Source organism: Shewanella sp. (genome assembly GCF_047975355.1).
GTDB lineage: Bacteria > Pseudomonadota > Gammaproteobacteria > Enterobacterales > Shewanellaceae > Shewanella.
On sequence record NZ_JBKEDJ010000045.1, the window covers coordinates 17,068 to 35,478 of the forward strand.

An 18,411-nucleotide genomic window follows, 5' to 3' on the forward strand; every position below is an offset into this window, starting at 1 on the left:
AAATTGGGCTGTGACCAAATGGATATCGGTCGATTTGCCATAGACTTTATGCTTTTCTGCTTAGTAAGCTGTTGCTTGTATTATTGTTGTCCAATTGCGGCATTTTTGTTTGTTTTGCTGCAATTTTGGCAAGGTACAAACGCAAGTTTACAGTTTGGATACATTTGTAGCTAGTGGTGGCAGATGAGGAACTGTTTGCTGTAAAAATCAACAATCCTGATTTTTCGCTATCGAACTCGCGGCATTTGTTGGGGTAACACATGAATTTGCATGATAAAAACCCCGAATAAACCCTAGTAATATGTCGCTCGCTCGCGTAAAATTTCTCTCCTTTTATTTCGTTATAGCTAGCAAAGCGTCTGGCATTAACGCCCGATAACCTGAGCACCCAAATAGCCTGAAAGTTTGGCGCCCATAGCACTTGTTTATCAAGCGCGACTATGCAGTGGAAGAGAAAATGCAGCAGTTAACTGAGATCGTAGAACAAGCCTTAGTCATTATTGACCAGGCCAGTGATCTAAAAGCACTGGATGATATCCGTGTCGATTACCTGGGTAAGAAGGGTAAGATCACCGACATGATGAAAATGATGGGCAGCTTAAGTCCTGAAGAAAAACCCGCTTTTGGTCAGGCGGTCAATGATGCGAAACAGGCGATTCAACAGAAATTAACTGAGCGCATCGACGGCCTGAAAAGTGCAGAACTGGAAGCTAAATTAATCGCCGAAAAGATTGATGTAACGCTACCAGGCCGCACTATCGAAATAGGTGGTTTACACCCAGTGACGCGCACTATTGAGCGTATCGAAACCTTTTTTGGGGAATTAGGGTTTTCGGTAAAACAAGGGCCAGAAATCGAAGATGACTTCCATAACTTCGACGCCTTGAATATCTCTGAGCACCACCCAGCGCGTGCAGACCACGATACGTTTTACTTTAATCCTAAGCTGATGCTGCGTACCCAAACCTCGGGCGTGCAGATCCGTACTATGGAAACTGAAAAGCCGCCACTGCGGATTATTTCTCCGGGTCGTGTTTATCGTAATGACTACGACCAAACCCACACGCCAATGTTCCACCAAGTGGAAGGTTTGCTGGTGGATGAGCACGTGAACTTTGCCGAGTTAAAAGGCGTGTTGCATGACTTCCTGCGTAACTTCTTCGAGGAAGATTTGCAGGTGCGTTTCCGTCCTTCTTATTTCCCATTCACTGAGCCTTCAGCCGAAGTGGATGTGATGGGTAAAAACGGCAAATGGTTAGAAGTGTTAGGCTGCGGTATGGTGCACCCAAATGTACTGCGTAGCGTTGGCATCGATCCAGAAAAATACTCTGGTTTTGCTTTTGGTATGGGCGTTGAGCGTTTAACTATGCTGCGTTACGGCGTAAACGATCTACGTGCGTTTTTCGAAAACGACCTGCGTTTCCTGAAGCAATTTAAATAACGGAGCTGTATAGCATGAAATTTAGCGAATCTTGGCTTCGTGAGTGGGTCAATCCTGCCGTTAGCCGTGAAGCATTATCCCACCAGATCACAATGGCTGGCCTCGAAGTTGATGGCGTTGATGCCGTGGCCGCCGAGTTTAGCGGTGTTGTGATTGGTGAAGTGGTCGAATGTGGCCAGCACCCAGATGCAGATAAACTGCGCGTGACCAAAGTCAGTGTCGGCAGTGGTGAACTTATCGATATCGTTTGCGGCGCACCTAACTGCCGCCAAGGTCTACGCGTTGCCGTTGCTATGGTTGGCGCTGTATTGCCAGGCGATTTTAAAATTAAGAAGGCTAAGCTGCGTGGTATGCCGTCTGAAGGCATGTTGTGTTCATACAGCGAGCTGGGCATCGACATCGACAGCGATGGCATTATTGAACTGCCATTAGATGCGCCATTAGGCACGGATTTACGTGAGTATCTCCAGCTTGATGATGCTGTGATTGAAGTGGATTTAACCGCTAACCGTGCCGACTGTTTAGGTATGGTGGGTCTGGCCCGTGAAGTCGGCGTGTTAAACCGTGCTGCTGTGACTGAGCCACAATGGCAAGCCGTTACGCCAACGATTGATGCCAAAGTGGCTATCAATGTGAAGGAAACCGCAGCGTGCCCACGCTACTTAGGTCGTGTGGTGAAGAATGTGAACGTGAAAGCGGCTACGCCTCTATGGATGCAGGAAAAACTGCGCCGTAGCGGTATCCGTTCTATCGATCCTATCGTCGATATCACTAACTTCGTGTTAGTTGAATTCGGCCAACCTATGCACGCCTTCGACCTTGCCAAACTCTCTGGCGATATCCAAGTGCGTTTAGGCAATGGCGAAGAGAAAATCACCCTGCTCGATGGCAGCGAAGTGACCATTCCAAGCGACACTTTAGTGATTGCCGACGATGCCCGTCCATTAGCACTTGCTGGCGTATTTGGTGGCGAATATTCGGGTGTGAGTGACACCACGCAAGACATTCTGCTGGAATGTGCTTTCTTCGCACCGTTAGCGATTATGGGTAAATCACGCCGTTTAGGTCTGCATACCGATTCTTCACACCGTTTTGAACGTGGTGTTGACCCTGAGGTGCAGCACAAGGTTATGGACCGTGCGACTCGCTTAGTGCTGGATATTTGCGGCGGTGAAGCGGGTCCTGTAGTTGAAGCCAAATCTGACGCTGACTTACCAAAGCCTGCGCAAATCCTATTGCGTCGCAGCAAGTTAGATAAAATTCTGGGTCACCATGTTCCTGATAGCGACGTGGTTGAAATCCTCGAACGTTTAGGTTTTGGCGTTGTTGCAGGTGAGGGTAGCTGGCAGATCACAACCGCCACTTACCGCTTCGATATGGCGATTGAAGAAGACTTAATCGAAGAAGTGGCCCGTATCTACGGCTACAACAACATTCCAAACGTTGCGCCTGTGGCGTCACTGCGGATGTCAGATCATAAAGAGACCGACTTAAGCCTCAAGCGTGTACGTTCGCTGTTAGTGGCCCGTGGTTTCCAGGAAGCTGTGACTTACAGTTTCGTCGATCCTAAGCTGCAAAATCTGGTTCACCCAGGTGAGCAAGCCATGGTGTTACCGAACCCAATTTCCAGCGAAATGTCGGCCATGCGTTTGTCGATGTTCACAGGATTATTGACTGCGGTTGGCTACAACCAAAGTCGTCAACAGGGTCGTGTGAGACTTTTTGAAACTGGCCTGCGCTTTGTTCCTGATATTAATGCAGAATCAGGTGTAAGACAGCAAGCTATGCTCGGTTGCGTCATAACTGGCCTTCAAAATGACGAACATTGGGCTATGGAATCGAAAACTGTTGATTTTTTCGACCTTAAAGGCGATTTAGAAGCAATTATCGGCTTGACAGTTTCCGCATCAGAATTTAGCTTTAGAGTAGCGACGCATTCTGCTCTTCATCCAGGGCAATGTGCTGAAATATTGAGAAATGATCGAGTGATCGGTCATATAGGTGCTATCCATCCTAGTTTGGAGAAGCCTTTTGGACTCAATGGTAAAACCATCGTATTTGAGTTGGAATTGGATGCATTATTGCATACCAGTTTACCGCTAGCCCAAGCTGTATCTAAGTTCCCGGCTAATCGTCGTGACATCGCTGTAGTAGTAGATGAAACTGTATCTGCAGGTGATGTAATGAAGTTGATAAGAAAAGTTGGCGAAAATCAGTTGGTTGGCGTAAACTTGTTCGATGTATACTTAGGTAAAGGTGTTGAGCCCGGCAAGAAGAGCTTGGCGATAGCACTTACATTACAAGACACTACTCGTACACTTGAGGAAAAAGAGATCGCTGAGACAGTTGAATCAGTTGTTTCTGCCCTGAAGACCGAGTTCAACGCATCGTTGAGGGATTAAAGTATGGCACTTACCAAAGCCGAAATGGCAGAACATCTTTTTGAAACACTAGGTATTAACAAGCGTGTCGCCAAAGAGATGGTTGAGTCGTTTTTTGAAGAAATTCGAGGCGCACTTGAAAGTGGTGAGCAGGTCAAGTTATCTGGCTTTGGCAACTTTGACCTTAGGGATAAGAATCAAAGACCGGGAAGGAACCCAAAAACAGGCGAGGATATCCCGATTTCCGCTCGCCGTGTCGTGACCTTCCGTCCCGGCCAGAAACTGAAAACTCGCGTAGAAGCAGCTAACGCGGGCAAGTAATTTCTTTAAGTTTGATAGGAAAGCCACTCCTTCGTGAGTGGCTTTCCTATTTTCTTCCTTTGGTAGTTCAGTCTTTTACTGTCTGAGGTGATTTCTTTGTCAAGACAGCCCAAACATTTTGACCGACGTTTTCAACTGGTCTTATTGCACCCTAAATATTGGGTCACTTGGTTGGCGATCGGCCTATTAGTGATTTTTGGGATCATGCCCGCATGGCTGCGTGATCCTATTGCCAAAACCTTGGCTAAACTGGTGGCACCTATTGCGAAAAAGCCGATTGGCATTGCCAGAGCTAACTTAAGGGCTTGCTTCCCTGAAAAATCCGCTGCAGAGATTGAAGCCTTAATTAACGATAACGTACAAAACTTCGTATTAGTGCTGTTATCGCAAGGTGAGCTGTTGGTACGCTCCAAGGCGCATTTACGCCGCCGCGTGAATCTGATGGGCTTTGAGCACGTACAAGCTGCACAGGCGGTAGGGCAACCTGTGATATTTATCATGCCCCATGTATGGCCCATCGATTATGCGGGACTGAGGCTAAACCTCGAGCTGCCCATGGTCACTATGGCAAAAGCCCATAAAAACGCGTTATTTAACTGGTTCAATAACCGAGTACGCAGTAGTGGCGGTGGCCACGTTTATATGCGAGAGGCTGGCATTCGTGCCTTATTGGCCGAGCTTAAGCGGAACAATAGCTTTTTCTATCTGCCTGATGAGGATTTAGGCCCAGACCAAAGCGTGTTTACGCCGTTTTTAGGCACAGTGAAAGCCACTTTACCCGTGGTAGGTAGGTTAGCGCAGGCGGGTAATGCGCAAGTTTTGCCGGTGAAAATTGGTTATAATCAAGCTTTACACCAATTTGATTTGACTGTGATGCCTGCCATTGCCGCCGACGATATGGTCGGTAAAGAAAACGAAGCGCTGGCGCTGAATAAAGCGGTTGAACAAGTGATCCTCGCTTATCCTGAGCAGTATATGTGGTTCTTAAGACTGCTTAAGACTCGACCCGAAGGGCAAGCCTCGATTTATCAGTAAGCGTTTATCCGCTTATTGTTCACCTAAATGAAATGGGCTTTAAGTGGAATACTTAAAGCCCATTTTTTATGACGAGTGAGTGCTTGGGAAGATGCTCACAATCGCTCAGGCTCGTCCTCTTGTTCCATTTCAAGCTGCATTAGCAGCATATCCTCGCCGTCCAATACCCGCGTGTGGTAACTTTTACAAGCAGGACAGATGATAGAGCGCTCGTCGAGCTCTGACTCTTGGTGACAGTCTAAACAGCTAATAACTAAGGGTTGCAGCGTCATACGAAGTTCTGCATCACGGCAGATCCCATCGAGTTTGAAGGTCTCAAAGGCGGTCTTGAGCAGAGGGGGTTCGACACCGCTCATGACCCCGAGTTTGATATCGACGCGAGTGATTTTGTTGGCTCGATTGGTCTTAGCGTGTTGCTCGCATTGTTCAATCAAGGCACTGACGATGGAATATTCGTGCATTAACAAATCCTTGGCAGCAGTTCACCCTGGGGCAAGTCTAAGTAACGCTTGGTATTCCACGGAGTTCTTAAGATCACTTTTCCCGGCAATTCGTCGCTGACGGTACCGATAATGGCCGCCTGCTCACAGTGACCAAAGCGTTGCATAATCTCCAAGGCACCGAGTGCGATATCGTTGGGTACGGCCAAGATAAAGGTGCCTTCATTGGCTAAATCCATTGCCTCAAAGCCATAGAGTTCGCATAAGCCTTTGACTTCATCGCAAACCGGGATGCTGGCTTCATTGACGGTAATTCCGACATTGGCAGCTGTTGCCCATTCATTTAACACGGCGGATAGTCCGCCACGGGTGGCATCACGCATTGCATGAATAGGAATATTCGCCGCAATAAGCTGCTCAACCACGGGCCAGAGGGTGGCACAATCGCTTTGCAGAGCTGATTCAAGAGTTAAGCCTTCACGCGCCATTAAAATTGCTGCGCCATGGCAGCCCACATCGCGGGAGACAATAATGGCATCCCCCGGCGCGACATTCGCCGCCGAGATATTCGGACGTAAAATCCGTCCAACGCCTGAGGTATTGATAAACAAACCATCGGCACAGCCCTTAGGCACGACTTTCGTATCGCCACAGACAATTCTGGCGCCGCTTTGTTTTAGCTCCTTGGCCATACTGCGCACAATAGTGGTTAACTGATTGAGTGAAAAACCTTCTTCGATAATCACACTACAACTTAAATACTGTGGCTCGGCGCCCATCATGGCTAAGTCATTCACAGTGCCGGCTATTGCCAACTTGCCGATGTCGCCACCGGCAAAAAACAGCGGCGATACGGTAAAGGAGTCTGTGGTGAAGGCTGTAGCACCTTGCAGATCAAGTTTTGCCGCGTCTTCTTCGCTACGCAGGATGGGGTTATCGAACTCGGCAAAAAACAGTTCACGAATGAGTTTATTCATCTCTTTGCCACCACCACCGTGGCTGAGTTGAATCGCTTTATCTTTGGTTTGGAAATCAGCCATGGTGTGGCTCCTTGCTATCTATGCCTTGATAGCGGTAATACGCATTACACGCGCCTTCGGAGCTGACCATACAGCTACCGAGAGGGGTTTCGGGATTGCAGCCGCGGCCAAAGACTTTACAGTCCTTAGGCTTGGCGAGCCCGCGAAGAATATCGCCGCATTGGCAAGCCTTATGATCGTCAATCTCTTTGACGGGTAATCTGTCCTTAAAATGCAGCTCAGCATCCCTGTGGGCGTATTCGGGTTTTAACTCAAGCGCCGAGTTAGGAATTGGCCCAAGCCCGCGCCAACGAAATTGCGGCCGAGTCTGGAAAAATTGATTAACCTTGGCTTGAGCGGCAAGATTGCCTTCCTCGGACACGGCGCGGCTGTATTGGATTTCTAACCGCGCCGTCCCTGCGGCCTTTTGCCTCACTATGCGCAGGATGGACTCCATCACATCCACAGGTTCAAAACCAGATACCACCACAGGTGTGCCATATTGCTCGACGGCGGGGCGATAAATTTTGGCGCCACTGATCACGCTGACGTGCGCAGGGCCAATAAAGGCATTCACCCTTGCTTTAGGGTCTTGCATTACCGCATCAATCGCGGGTGGGACTAAGACGTGATTGATATGAAATAACAAATTCGCCAGCTTTTCCTGCTCGGCCAGTTGTAGCAACACCGCGGTCATTGGGGTGGAGGTTTCAAAGCCAATGGCGAAAAACACTACGGTTTTATCGGGATTGTCGCGGGCGATTTTGAGTGTATCTAAAGGGTCATAGATAGGGCGAATATCACAGCCTTTGGCCCTGAAACTGGCAAGTGAGCCCTGGGAGCCGGGCACGCGGATCATATCCCCTAAGGTCACTAAAATCACATTCTCTTGCTGGGCGAGCAATGCGGCTTGGTCAATTCGCTCTTTAGGCATTACACACACAGGGCAGCCGGGACCGTGGATAAACTCGATATTTTCCGGCAGTAAATCCAACAAGCCGTATTTCATGATGGTATGGGTGTGGCCGCCACAAACCTCCATGATGTTGATAGGCTCTTTGAGCGTGCGGGCACATTTGGCGATATCCTCGGCAAACGAGGCTATGGTGTCGGGATCGCGAAAGCCTTGATAAAGTTGTTTTAGGTCAAGCATCTTCAGTCCTTGCGCAGTTTTGGTTGTTATTTGTTATCACTTATACTGCGGTGATTACTTAATGCATGGTCTCACTTTCAAGTTTTGAGACTATCTCTTTATATAATTCAAGGCTTTGCTCCGCATCGTTACGATCAATTTTATTCATCACAAAACCGATATGGATAAGCACATAGTCACCAATGGCTAAGGGCTCGGTCATTAAATGGCTGCTGACATCACGCCTGACGCCTAAGGTATCGACGGTGACAGATTGACGCTCGTTATCGACAGCCACCACTTGGGAAGGAATAGACAGGCACATTATTGTGGCTCTCCTGCAGCGTGGCGAAGGTTGCTGTTAAGCCATGCAACGACGGCGCGCATGGAATCGCCATCCTTGATGGAGACTTCCTGAATCTTCGTGTCAGGATTAAGCTTTTTAAGTTGGGCCTTAGCCTCGTCGACATTGAAGTCGAAGTAGGGCAAGAGGTCGCATTTTGTGATGAGCACCAGATCGGCGCGGCGAAACATGACGGGATATTTCTCAATCTTATCATCGCCTTCGGGCACCGAGAGTAATACGATATTTTTATGGGTGCCGACATCGTAACTGGCGGGACAGACGAGGTTTCCCACGTTTTCGACAAAGCAAATATCTAAGCCTTCGAGTGGCAAATGATGCAAAGCGCCGTGCACCATGAATGCGTCGAGGTGGCAGGCACTGCCGGTTTGAATTTGATGGGCCTGAATGCCTTTAGCTATCAAACGGTCGGCATCGCGGGAGGTTTCTAAATCGCCTTCAATCACAGCGTAGTTGAGCTGTGTGTATTCTTTCAAGTGCTCAAGTAGAGTGGTTTTACCGCTGCCTGGGCTACTCATTAAATTGAAGGCGGTGATATTGTGCGCCTCAAAATGCGCGCGGTTATGGGCGGCTTCAACATCGTTTTTATCGAGAATTTTGTGGATCACCGACAAGGTTTTTTTATCGTTAAGCTGAGGATTGGTGTGCAATTCCTGATGGTGATGGCCGTGATCGTGGGAATGGCGGGGTAGTGAGCAGCCACAGTCTTTACACATCTTATATCTCTCCTTGTCCTAGGCTGAGGAGCCTCTCTCGGAGGTGCTTGCCTGACAATATGTTGATGCTATCGAATAGGGTTAATTTGATTACGCTAATGTTAAGTGTGATATAAATCTGCAGCGGATTCTTTGATATTCGTCAGGTTATTAGGACGTATTGTCCTCAAGGGATGAGATTTTGTTTATTTCACTAATATGCTTTATTCGAACTCAATATTTGCCCTTTGATGTATTCCATACCAAAGCTGACCAAGGGCGATACCGCCATCGTTGACGGGGATCTGTTTATTGGGCAGCACTGTACTGCCTTGCTGCTGCAGTTTACTGAGGCAATATTCGAGCAGATATTGGTTTTGAAAGACTCCGCCGCACAGCACCACGGGCAGCGATGGGTAGTGCGCGGCATAACCACAAATCGCATCACCCAAACTATGTAAAAAAGCGCGGGCGATCCGCTCTTGCCGCTGTGCTGTGAGCGGCGCTTCGGTTATGAGTGTAATTATTTGTTTAAAGAGTTGGCTACTGCACCAGATATGCGCTTTGTGCGCCGAATTTCCATTTGATACATTCGCCATCTCGAAAGGTAAATCGAGTAAAAGCGCAGGCAGTTGTTGTGCATCGGCTCGTTTTGCCGCCGCTTCAATTAACATGCCCGCTTGGCCTTCAAATTGGGTAGTATCGATAAAACCTAAGGCGCAGGCGAGGGCATCGAATAAACGTCCCACCGATGAGCTTTTAATTCCATGGCCGTTTTGCCAGATCCGATGAAGATTGCTTAAGGTGATAGGGCTTAAGGTTTCGAGAATTGGCAACTTCAAAGCCTGTACCGCTTCTAAACTCATCTTCTGAAACAGCAGCGCCAGCAATAATCGCACCGGCTGCTTAATCGCCTGCTCACCTCCGAGCAAGGGAATGGCCTCGAAATGGGCGAGACGCTCGGCGCCGCTAAGCGTCGTGAGTAAGACTTCGCCGCCCCAGAGGCTACCATCGTCACCCAGGCCTGTGCCATCGAAACTAAAACCTAAGACCGAGTCTTGGTATTGATTGATGGCCATCACGCTCAGCACATGTGCATGGTGATGCTGTACGCTTAAGACATTAATTTTATTGCTAGTATTATGATTATTTTTTGTATTGTTATTTTGACTTTGTTCCTCTGCCCAGCGTGAGGGAGCATAGTCTGGGTGCTTGTCATGCACAATCAGCTCGGGGCTAAAATGGTATAGGCGCGTAAAGGTAGCCAAGGTGCGCTCGAAGTACTGCTCGGCGTTGACACTAAAAAGATCACCTATGTGAGGGCTTAAAAATACATTCGAACCAAAGCCTAGGGCGATCGCATTTTTTTGTTGGGCGCCCACGGCAAGTATGGGTTTGGTTAGCGGCGCGGCTAACGGAAAGCTTAATGGTGCATACCCCCGAGCCAAGCGCAGCACTTGTTGCTGAGGCGGGTTGTCTTTGGGGTGAATAAGTTGCACGACACTGTCATCACAGCCGTTGAGGATGGGGCGATTGTGATCGACTATCGCATCTACCACATGCCCTAGTTGGCTGATAAGTTCATCGCAGTTTGTGATAATCGGCTCGCCCGACAGATTTGCGCTAGTCGCTACCAGCGGACCATTAAATAGTCCGAGCAGTAGATGGTGCAGTGGTGTGTAGGGCAAGAAGATGCCAAGCTTTGGAATATTGGGCGCAATCTCAGGGCTAAGGTTGTGCTTAGCTAGGGCTCTCATCAGCACAATTGGCCGCTCCTGAGAGCTTAAGGTTTGCCACTCCGCCTCTGTGCCCGTAACGTAGCGTTTCGCCATTTCAATGCTTGGCATCATCACCGCCAGAGGCTTGGCTTTACGTTGCTTGCGTTGCCTAAGTAGGCTCACAGACTGGGTATTTGTGGCATCACAGATTAAGTGAAAGCCGCCAAGGCCCTTAACCGCCAGAATTTGCCCTTGGGCCAGTCTTTTCGCTGCAGCTGACAATACCGCAAGGCTGATATCTTGCGAAGCAGACAAGGAGTTAGGTGCAAGTAACTCGCCCTGAGGTGTTTTTAAACTGAGCTTAGGACCACATTTGGGGCAACTCACGGGCTGGGCGTGGTATCTACGATTAAGGGGATCTTGATAAGCCTTGGCGCAGTCGGGACACATGGCGAAATCGGCCATGGCCGTATGTTGGCGATCGTAGGGTAAGGCATTGATAATAGTGTATCTTGGGCCGCAATTCGTGCAATTGGTAAAGGCATAGCCAAAGTGGCGATCCTCTGGATTGTGCATATCGTTGAGACAATCCTGACAGGTGCTCTTATCGGCCGATACTGCGACGAGTGCCTCTTGGCGATTATCCTCTGTGCCATCACTTTGACTATCACTTTGAAGAATATCGAAGCATGTCTCTTCAGGCTTTAGTGTTAATGGACTCAGGCTTATCTGGTCAATGCGCGCCAGTGGTGGTGGATTGGTTGTTAACTCGTGAACAAAGATATCCAACTGAGTGACGGGACCTTGCAGTTCAATCAGCACGCCTTTGGCATTATTGAGCACAGTACCTGTTAATTTAAGCTCGCTTGCCCAGCGGTAAACGAAGGGACGAAAGCCCACACCTTGCACTATGCCAGTAATATGCAGTTGGCGGCGCTCAATTACGCCTGTTTGAGTGACGGGTGAGGCGGCTGTTCTCAATCTTGGCCTTCTTTGTTTATCTGGCGGCATCTACATGGAAGATAAAATATTTTATCCTCCATGCGTTAGCATTATCTGATTATAATGCGCTGATGTTAGTCGGTTTTATCACTGGGCGTTCAATTGACGTTGTTTAACATAGAGCGCCCCTACGGCTAAGTTATCTCCCTCTAAATCGAGGCTGCGATTGACCACTAGTGGGAAGTTTTTCCCTAGTCGCAAGCTTATACGCCTGCAAAGGGTTTCATTGGCTAACTCATTACCTGCAAAGGCAATGTTGTGCACGCCGATATTTAAGTCTATGTGTTCAAGCCAATTGGCGAGGTAATCGGCGAGGGAGTCCTGCATCGCAAAGGCCAGCTGACTTGGATCGCTGTGTCCCGCAACGCGAAAACTGAGCAGTGTGCCAAGGGTTTTACACCAATTGAGGCTACGGTGGGCTTCACCTTTGGTGAGAGGGTAATCGATACGTGGCGCATTGGCTCCATGGTAACGCATGGCCGCGGCCAGTAGCGCATCGCTCAAATATTCTTGTGTCTGGGTTTCTTCCTGTGGATTTAGGCCAATCAAAATCGCGGCAATTGCCCACAGACTCTGGAGATTATCGCGTCTGCCATGGAGTTTGAGGCTCAGCAGTTTTAAGTAGTCGTCTGGGAACAGGCTCTTAAATTTTTGCGCGACGGCCTTTTGCGGGCTGCTGTCGAGTTTGTGAAAAATATCATAGCCATTGTCAGGCAGCTCGGGCAGGGCAAAAAACAGCGAAGTTTCGCCCTTATTATCACAGGTGACGATTTGCCCCGTATGCTCTTGGCTTAAGTAAATCACTGCCGCATGCTTGGCCTGCTTGTGGGTAGTAAATTTGCCATTGAGCAGCGCCGCGAAAAGGGCGGCATCGGCAAGGGTATGATCTTCTTCGTCAGTCTCGTAAACGGTTTGGCTCTCGAGTGAGGACAGCGGTTGCACTGTGAGCAAACCCTGATGTGAACGGGTTTTCTTATGGGCTTGCCAATTCGTCTTAAAGCCTAAAAAACGAATATCTTCCCTTAAGGGCTCTGGCGCATGGAAGTGTTTAATCGCTTGAGATTGTTGTGTATTACCTAGCGTTTGGCTCGATAGCTGTGCCCACGCGCCATCTATCCAAGCTAACGCAGGCCTGTGGTGTTGCCCCTCAAGATAAACCCAATCTATGCCTTTTTGCCTGAGGATTTCACTCAGGACTAACACCACACGGCTGTAGCCAAAACAGATATCGTAGAGCGGTGCGGGTAGTTTTTGATGATCTTGGGTTGGCCTGACGCAAATCAGCGGTTTTTCGATACTGGATAAGGCGAAAACTTGATGGTCTTTCAGACAAAAGTGCGCATTAAGCGTATTAGGGTTACAAATAAGCAGCTGAGGTCTCATCCCCGTAGGATTGGCAAAGGGCTCTAGGCTTAATTGCACCCCTTCGCTGCTTAAATCAAGCGTACCATGGTTGATAAGCATGGTGACCATGGCCTTAAGATCGGAAAGCGTTAGCGCCTTTTGTGCATCCGTTAAGCGCATTTCACCGTGACAGCATGCGCAGGCTAAATCGAGCTTGCCAAATTGAGCCGCCTGATTATCGCCAAAAAGGGGATAACATTGCTGGCAAAAGGCCGCGACAGATTGATCAGCTTGTGTCGCTTCTGTAGGCACAACCTCCAATAATGTCCGCTGGCCTTGTGGCTCATCGATCACTTTAATGCCTGAATCGACGAGCCAAACGGAAATTAAAAAGTCGGCAGCGATAGCATCGGCGAGCTGCTCAAGTTGTATTTGCTCGCCCTGCGCCTCAATAAAATAGGTCTGAGGGCCAAAATCATTTTGGTTGTCGCAGCCGATGCTGATGTTGAGCGCATCGTAATTTAGGTATTGATTACATAAATGCGCATACAAAGGCACCTGCCGTGAGCAGGTAAACTCAAATCTGATGTGTTTCATCTTCTATATTTTCACCAGTAGTGACGCCACGTTTGTAAGAATAGGGGATCAGCGAATCGATACTATGCTCGGCAATGCGTGTCGCGGTGAACCCAAGGGAGGCTAAGTGGGATAATAGGGTGCGTTCCATCAAAGGGACGGCGGAGGCTACCTTAGTGGTCAGCCCCAGTGTCATCGGTTCTAACACGGTTGGGGTTACACCTAACACAAAGGTTTTTGGCCTGTCGCCAACCATTTCCATCATATTGAGGGTTTGCAGCATTTCGACTTCATGGGCGCTGCCTTGCCAGTCAATTTCCTGCGGGGCTTTATCAAAATCGAAGAAATAGACTTCGCCCGCCTCGACGCCGTTGGCATTGACGGTATCGACTACGATCAAATAATCGTATTGGCAAATAATCGGAATGAGCCCCTGGGCTAAGGTGCCGCCATCGAGCATCTCGAGCTGGTGGGACTCGTGTGTGAACTGATAATTATCAGCGATGTAATTGACAAAATGTACGCCGATGCCTTCATCGGCGTACAGGACATTGCCAATACCCAGTAGCAATATCTTCATTGGACTCCTAGTGGTGTGAGTCTGGTTTCGGATAGTCGTAACCAGAGACAATTGAGTCGACAGAGTTATGTTTGAAGCGTATCCCTGACCAAACCGCCATATAGACGTGGATAACCACAAAGATAACGAATGCCCAAGTGAGGTAGTGGTGCCAAATTCTCACCTGTGCCAGTCCACCCATTTGCGCCGTGATCCAAGCTGCGCTGCTCCAAAGCATGCCACCTAAACCTTTATGGTAAACGTTGGCATACAGCACGAGTCCAGTAATACATATCACAAGTGCCACGAAGGAGATTGCTACGTAAGTCACAAATTGCAGCGGTCCGTAAACACCAGCTTTGTGTAAGTGTCCCATCCAAATGTAGGATTTGAGTTGGGTGATCCAGCTCTTAACGCTCATCACATCTCGGAATGAGCGCCGCTCGATATCACTTCGACTGAAAAAATACAGGTAGAAGCGAACCAAGGTGACAGCGGTCAACACAAAACCGCAGATCAAATGGGCAAAGCGGATCCAACCTTGTACCAATACATCCGTGCTGTCGGGCGCCACAAGAAACGGCCAAGCGATATAGAATCCGGTGATCACCAGCACTAAAATCGACAGTGCCCGTAGCCAGTGGAAAATCCGTATCGCTGGACTAAAAACCAGTGTCCGAATACGGGTTTCAGAATGGTTCATGTTGCGTTCCCTCCCTCGTTGTTATTGACCATTGGGGCTGACACGGAACTCGCTCAATGCTTGACCTTTGAAATCCATCACGTGTACTGAACACGCCATACAAGGGTCGAATGAGTGAATAATACGTATCACCTCAAGGGGTTTAGTGGGATCTTCCAGTTTTAAGCCAATCAGTGAGGCTTCATAGGGACCAATCTTGCCATTGGCATCCACTGGACCTGCGTTCCAGGTGGTGGGCACCACGGCTTGATAGTTCTCAATGACACCGTTTTTGATGCGGATCCAGTGGCTTAACATGCCGCGTGGCGCTTCAATCATGGCGTGACCCACATATTCACGACTTGGGTCGATATGGGGCATCACATAAGTGGTTTCATCGGACTGAATATTGGTGAGCAGAGCATCGAAGGTTCTGAGGCCTTCCTGCGCCACGATAACGGTTTGCAGCATACGTGCTGCGGTGCGGCCTAGTGTAGTGAACAGGGCTTCTACGGGTAAACCTGTGCGTGCCAGCAGAGCGTTGACGGCATCGACCACCACTTTGTTGCCACGGGCGTAGCTGACCAGCAGGCAGGATAATGGACCGACTTCCACGGGTTCGCCCTGATAGCGTGGCGATTTCACCCAAGAGTATTTACCATCGCCATCTAAGGTTGGCAGTTTGCCGTAAACCGTATCTCGCTCAACAAAGCCGGTGTAGTTAGGAATGGTGGTGCCGTCGTAGGGATGCTGCGGCGCATCGGCGGTATACCATGCATGGCTCACGTCTTCGGCGATAAGCTCGGGGTTAATGTCGCTCACGCCCGCTAGGTCGCCCTTCATGATCACGCCTTGGTCGAACAGGTATTCGCCATTGGCAAGCACAAAGTCATTGGTCGCCATGAAGTTTTTAACGTTCACGCCACCAAGCACACTGGCCTCACCGCCGAAGGCTTCTGCCGCCATGACGATATCCGCCTGATAGGCGCGCAGAATAAAGTCGGTCACTATGGCGTGTTTTTGTTTCCACTCCTGCAGGCGAGCAGGGCTTAACATGTCGCGCACTGAGGTGACTCCGCCCACAACCAATGATTGTGGATGTGGCTGCTTACCCCCGAAAATCGCCAGCATTTCCGCGGCAATCCGTTGCACTTCAAGGGCCTTGAGATAGTGCGACAGGGCAATCAGGTTTTGCTCTGGGGTAAATTTATAGGTGCCATTGCCCCAGTAAGCGTTGGCGAAGGGGCCGAGTTTGCCTGTTTCGACAAAACCTTTAACGCGCTCTTGCACCGCTCTTAACTCACCTTCGCCCGCGGCAATCGGCTTGTCTGTATATTTAAGGGCAACCTGCGCGGCCTTAGCGGGATCGGCACTTAAGGCCGAGACCACATCGACCCAGTCTAGACCGTGTAGATGATAGAAATGCACTATATGGTCATGCATATAGAGCGAAGTTTGCATCAAGGAGCGCAGATACTTGGCGTTTAATGGGATTTGAATGCCTAAGGCATTTTCCACTGCTTCGGTACCACACCGATAGTGGGAATAGGTACAGACACCGCAGATCCGCTGCACGATCAGCCCCACGTCCATCGGTGTGTGGCCTTTCAAAATCACTTCAATACCACGCCACAGGGTAGAGGATGACCATGCCTTGTTGATGACATTATTCTCATCAACTTCCACTTCGATACGTAAGTGACCCTCAATACGGGTGATAGGGTCGATAACAACGCGCTTGCTCATGGGTTATTCCTCCAGCGGCTTGGCAAAAATACTGGCAACGGCGTGGGCTCCAATGCCGACGACGGTCGCGCCTAAAATCACCGCACCGACTGTGTCTGCGGTTGCATCCAATCCATGGAGCAGTTGACGACCAAGGGGTTTCTCAAAGTCGGCCATATCATCCCAGAAGTTAGGTTCTGAACAGCCCATACAACCGTGGCCTGCTAACACTGGCCAGCTGGTGTGATGGTTAAAACGCTCGGTTGGGCAGTTGTTATAGGTGTATGGTCCTTTGCAGCCCACTTTGTAGAGGCAGTAACCTTCTTTCGCACCGTGATCGCCAAACTCTTCAACGAACTCTCCGGCATCGAAGCGACCACGGCGTTCACAGTTATCGTGCACCCGTGCGCCATAAGCCCATTTTGGACGGTTAAACATATCCAACGCAGGCAATTTGCCGAACATAATGAAATACATCAGGGTGCCGACGATATTCTTTTCGCTCGGTGGGCAGCCGCCTAAGTTGATCACGGGTTTGCTTACCACTTCGTGCACACCTTTAGCCCCAGTTGGGTTTGGATATGCCGCTTGTACACCACCGAAAGAGGCACAGGTGCCTACCGAGATGATGGCAGCGGCGCCTTCGGCAGCATGTTTGATAATTTCTAAGCCCGTATGGCCTTTACAGCCAACGGTTAAGAAGCTGCCGTTATTGGCGGTCGGGATTGCACCTTCAACGGCGAGTAGATAACGACCCTTGTAGGTCTCTAGGGCGTGTTCGAGGTTTTCCTCTGCTTGCCAGCCGGCGGCGGCCATTAAGGTTTCGTGATATTCCAACGAGATATGATCGAAGATCAGTGAATCGAGATTGGGCGTATCGGCGCGAACTAAGGATTCGGAGCAGCCAGTACATTCGGCCATGTGTAACCAGATTAAGGGCACTCGGTCGGCTAGTTCGGCGGCTTCAGCGACTAAGTTACTAAAGGGCAGTGGTAGGGCGAGCATGCCCGTCACCATGGCGCTCCACTTCATAAAGTCACGACGGGTGATGCCGTGTTGCTGCAATTTTTCGGTTAATGTTTGTTGTTGACGGGGAGCGAATTGGCGTAACGCATCTAAGCGCGCCTTTCCCTGTTCATAGAGGGCTGCATGTGTGTCCATGGGTCAACCTTTTTGTTATTTGAATGTAAATTGGTAAGGGTTTACATAATTGACACAGTCAGTTTAGGCCTTAGGGGATGGATAATTCTTGATGCATATCAAGAATTTTCAAGAGATGTGATGAAACTGATTTTGACATTTAATTAACATGACACAGATCTAATTTCGAATTTGCTAATGGGACAAAATGTCTCACTTTTAACATTTTTTCCGCTAGAGTTCACTTTGTAATCAATTGATGTCGTAAGAATAAGTTGAACAGCAGACTTAATTTATTCTTCTACAGTTTAAGAAAACCTTAAGATTCAGTTAATAGATTCGAACGCAATTGTGATGGGTGGAAGACGTATGAAAAAACTCTTGTTGTTACTCGGATTATTCAGTGTGGGAGCCTATGCCGTTCCGTCGCTCGATCACCAAGTCTTCGATGCGCAAAACCAAGCGGTTTCCTTAACTGAGTTTAGGGGGAAAGTCGTCTACGTCGATTTTTGGGCGTCTTGGTGTGGGCCGTGCCGTAAGTCTTTCCCTTGGATGAATGCGATGCAACAAAAGTATCGTGACCAAGGTTTAGCCGTGGTGGCGATTAACCTCGATACTGATAAGGCGTTGGCTGATGAATTTTTAAAGCAGATTCCCGCCCAGTTTTCGGTACGTTTTAATCCCGAAGGCGATGTGGCGCGAAGTTTCGATTTATTGGGTATGCCCAGCAGCTTTATGTTTGACCGCCAAGGTGAGTTAGTCAAAAGCCATGTGGGCTTTTATCAAGACAAAGCCGCCGACTATGAACAAGAACTCGTGAGTCTGTTGAAGGAATAA

At 49.0% G+C, this 18,411-nt stretch carries 16 protein-coding genes; 5 read left to right on the forward strand and 11 right to left on the reverse strand.

The genetic code is table 11. The annotated features are described in order from the left end of the window. Positions 1 to 457 precede the first annotated feature (457 nt). From pheS to lpxM, 4 genes are all read left to right on the forward strand, one after another. Positions 458 to 1,441, forward strand: a complete 984-nt coding sequence (pheS, locus tag ACK5NH_RS13250; RefSeq protein WP_011072149.1) for a phenylalanine--tRNA ligase subunit alpha — start codon at positions 458 to 460, stop codon at positions 1,439 to 1,441. A gap of 14 nt (positions 1,442 to 1,455) precedes the next feature. Next, positions 1,456 to 3,843: a phenylalanine--tRNA ligase subunit beta gene (gene pheT, locus ACK5NH_RS13255; RefSeq protein ID WP_416920757.1), complete on the forward strand. Its 2,388-nt coding sequence runs from the start codon at positions 1,456 to 1,458 to the stop codon at positions 3,841 to 3,843. Between the two features lie 3 nt (positions 3,844 to 3,846). Beyond that, positions 3,847 to 4,143, forward strand: a complete 297-nt coding sequence (gene ihfA / locus ACK5NH_RS13260; protein ID WP_011716870.1) for an integration host factor subunit alpha — start codon at positions 3,847 to 3,849, stop codon at positions 4,141 to 4,143. Between the two features lie 96 nt (positions 4,144 to 4,239). Then, positions 4,240 to 5,178 (forward strand): lauroyl-Kdo(2)-lipid IV(A) myristoyltransferase, encoded by a 939-nt coding sequence (lpxM, locus tag ACK5NH_RS13265; RefSeq protein ID WP_416920760.1) that lies wholly within the window; start codon positions 4,240 to 4,242, stop codon positions 5,176 to 5,178. 95 nt (positions 5,179 to 5,273) lie between these two features. On the opposite strand, the gene hypA is transcribed toward lpxM, so the two are convergent. The 11 genes from hypA to hyaA form a co-directional block, all read right to left on the reverse strand. Beyond that, on the reverse strand, positions 5,274 to 5,639 hold the full coding sequence (gene hypA / locus ACK5NH_RS13270) for a hydrogenase maturation nickel metallochaperone HypA (RefSeq protein WP_416920762.1): 366 nt from the start codon (positions 5,637 to 5,639) through the stop codon (positions 5,274 to 5,276). Next, positions 5,639 to 6,658: a hydrogenase expression/formation protein HypE gene (gene hypE, locus ACK5NH_RS13275; protein ID WP_416920764.1), complete on the reverse strand. Its 1,020-nt coding sequence runs from the start codon at positions 6,656 to 6,658 to the stop codon at positions 5,639 to 5,641. Before hypE ends, hypA begins: the two co-directional genes overlap by 1 nt. Beyond that, positions 6,651 to 7,790, reverse strand: coding sequence for a hydrogenase formation protein HypD (hypD, locus tag ACK5NH_RS13280; RefSeq protein ID WP_416920766.1), 1,140 nt, complete (start codon positions 7,788 to 7,790; stop codon positions 6,651 to 6,653). The genes hypE and hypD overlap by 8 nt, the downstream gene beginning before the upstream one ends. 58 nt (positions 7,791 to 7,848) lie before the next feature. Next, a complete protein-coding gene (locus ACK5NH_RS13285; RefSeq protein WP_416920768.1) occupies positions 7,849 to 8,094 on the reverse strand; it encodes a HypC/HybG/HupF family hydrogenase formation chaperone in 246 nt (81 codons plus the stop codon). Continuing rightward, positions 8,094 to 8,849 (reverse strand): hydrogenase nickel incorporation protein HypB, encoded by a 756-nt coding sequence (hypB, locus tag ACK5NH_RS13290; RefSeq protein WP_416920770.1) that lies wholly within the window; start codon positions 8,847 to 8,849, stop codon positions 8,094 to 8,096. Before hypB ends, ACK5NH_RS13285 begins: the two co-directional genes overlap by 1 nt. Before the next feature lie 203 nt (positions 8,850 to 9,052). After that, entirely contained in the window at positions 9,053 to 11,557 is a 2,505-nt protein-coding gene (hypF, locus tag ACK5NH_RS13295) for a carbamoyltransferase HypF (RefSeq protein WP_416920772.1), read from the reverse strand. A gap of 78 nt (positions 11,558 to 11,635) precedes the next feature. Beyond that, positions 11,636 to 13,489 (reverse strand): NiFe hydrogenase, encoded by a 1,854-nt coding sequence (locus ACK5NH_RS13300; RefSeq protein WP_416920774.1) that lies wholly within the window; start codon positions 13,487 to 13,489, stop codon positions 11,636 to 11,638. Next, complete coding sequence (locus ACK5NH_RS13305) at positions 13,470 to 14,048, reverse strand: HyaD/HybD family hydrogenase maturation endopeptidase (protein ID WP_416920776.1); 579 nt, start codon at positions 14,046 to 14,048, stop codon at positions 13,470 to 13,472. The genes ACK5NH_RS13300 and ACK5NH_RS13305 overlap by 20 nt, the downstream gene beginning before the upstream one ends. Positions 14,049 to 14,055: 7 nt before the next feature. After that, on the reverse strand, positions 14,056 to 14,730 hold the full coding sequence (gene cybH / locus ACK5NH_RS13310; RefSeq protein ID WP_416920778.1) for a Ni/Fe-hydrogenase, b-type cytochrome subunit: 675 nt from the start codon (positions 14,728 to 14,730) through the stop codon (positions 14,056 to 14,058). 21 nt (positions 14,731 to 14,751) lie between these two features. Beyond that, the gene (hyaB, locus tag ACK5NH_RS13315; protein ID WP_416920780.1) at positions 14,752 to 16,455 is read right to left on the reverse strand and encodes a nickel-dependent hydrogenase large subunit; all 1,704 of its coding nucleotides are present in this window, start codon (positions 16,453 to 16,455) and stop codon (positions 14,752 to 14,754) included. 3 nt (positions 16,456 to 16,458) lie between these two features. Then, a complete protein-coding gene (gene hyaA / locus ACK5NH_RS13320; protein ID WP_011626295.1) occupies positions 16,459 to 17,595 on the reverse strand; it encodes a nickel-dependent hydrogenase small subunit in 1,137 nt (378 codons plus the stop codon). Between the two features lie 348 nt (positions 17,596 to 17,943). On the opposite strand from hyaA, the gene ACK5NH_RS13325 reads away from it, so the two are divergent. Next, positions 17,944 to 18,411 carry a TlpA disulfide reductase family protein gene (locus ACK5NH_RS13325; protein ID WP_416920782.1) on the forward strand — a complete coding sequence of 156 codons (468 nt, stop codon included), beginning with the start codon at positions 17,944 to 17,946 and terminating at the stop codon, positions 18,409 to 18,411.

Bases quoted from the DNA above. Each gene is read 5' to 3' on its own strand.
- pheS (WP_011072149.1), top strand. From the start codon at position 458: ATGCAGCAGTTAACTGAGATCGTAGAACAAGCCTTAGTCATTATTGAC.
- pheT (WP_416920757.1), top strand. From the start codon at position 1,456: ATGAAATTTAGCGAATCTTGGCTTCGTGAGTGGGTCAATCCTGCCGTT.
- ihfA (WP_011716870.1), top strand. From the start codon at position 3,847: ATGGCACTTACCAAAGCCGAAATGGCAGAACATCTTTTTGAAACACTA.
- hypA (WP_416920762.1), bottom strand. From the start codon at position 5,639: ATGCACGAATATTCCATCGTCAGTGCCTTGATTGAACAATGCGAGCAA.
- hypE (WP_416920764.1), bottom strand. From the start codon at position 6,658: ATGGCTGATTTCCAAACCAAAGATAAAGCGATTCAACTCAGCCACGGT.
- hypD (WP_416920766.1), bottom strand. From the start codon at position 7,790: ATGCTTGACCTAAAACAACTTTATCAAGGCTTTCGCGATCCCGACACC.
- ACK5NH_RS13285 (WP_416920768.1), bottom strand. From the start codon at position 8,094: ATGTGCCTGTCTATTCCTTCCCAAGTGGTGGCTGTCGATAACGAGCGT.
- hypB (WP_416920770.1), bottom strand. From the start codon at position 8,849: ATGTGTAAAGACTGTGGCTGCTCACTACCCCGCCATTCCCACGATCAC.
- hypF (WP_416920772.1), bottom strand. From the start codon at position 11,557: ATGCCGCCAGATAAACAAAGAAGGCCAAGATTGAGAACAGCCGCCTCA.
- ACK5NH_RS13300 (WP_416920774.1), bottom strand. From the start codon at position 13,489: ATGAAACACATCAGATTTGAGTTTACCTGCTCACGGCAGGTGCCTTTG.
- ACK5NH_RS13305 (WP_416920776.1), bottom strand. From the start codon at position 14,048: ATGAAGATATTGCTACTGGGTATTGGCAATGTCCTGTACGCCGATGAA.
- cybH (WP_416920778.1), bottom strand. From the start codon at position 14,730: ATGAACCATTCTGAAACCCGTATTCGGACACTGGTTTTTAGTCCAGCG.
- hyaB (WP_416920780.1), bottom strand. From the start codon at position 16,455: ATGAGCAAGCGCGTTGTTATCGACCCTATCACCCGTATTGAGGGTCAC.
- hyaA (WP_011626295.1), bottom strand. From the start codon at position 17,595: ATGGACACACATGCAGCCCTCTATGAACAGGGAAAGGCGCGCTTAGAT.
- ACK5NH_RS13325 (WP_416920782.1), top strand. From the start codon at position 17,944: ATGAAAAAACTCTTGTTGTTACTCGGATTATTCAGTGTGGGAGCCTAT.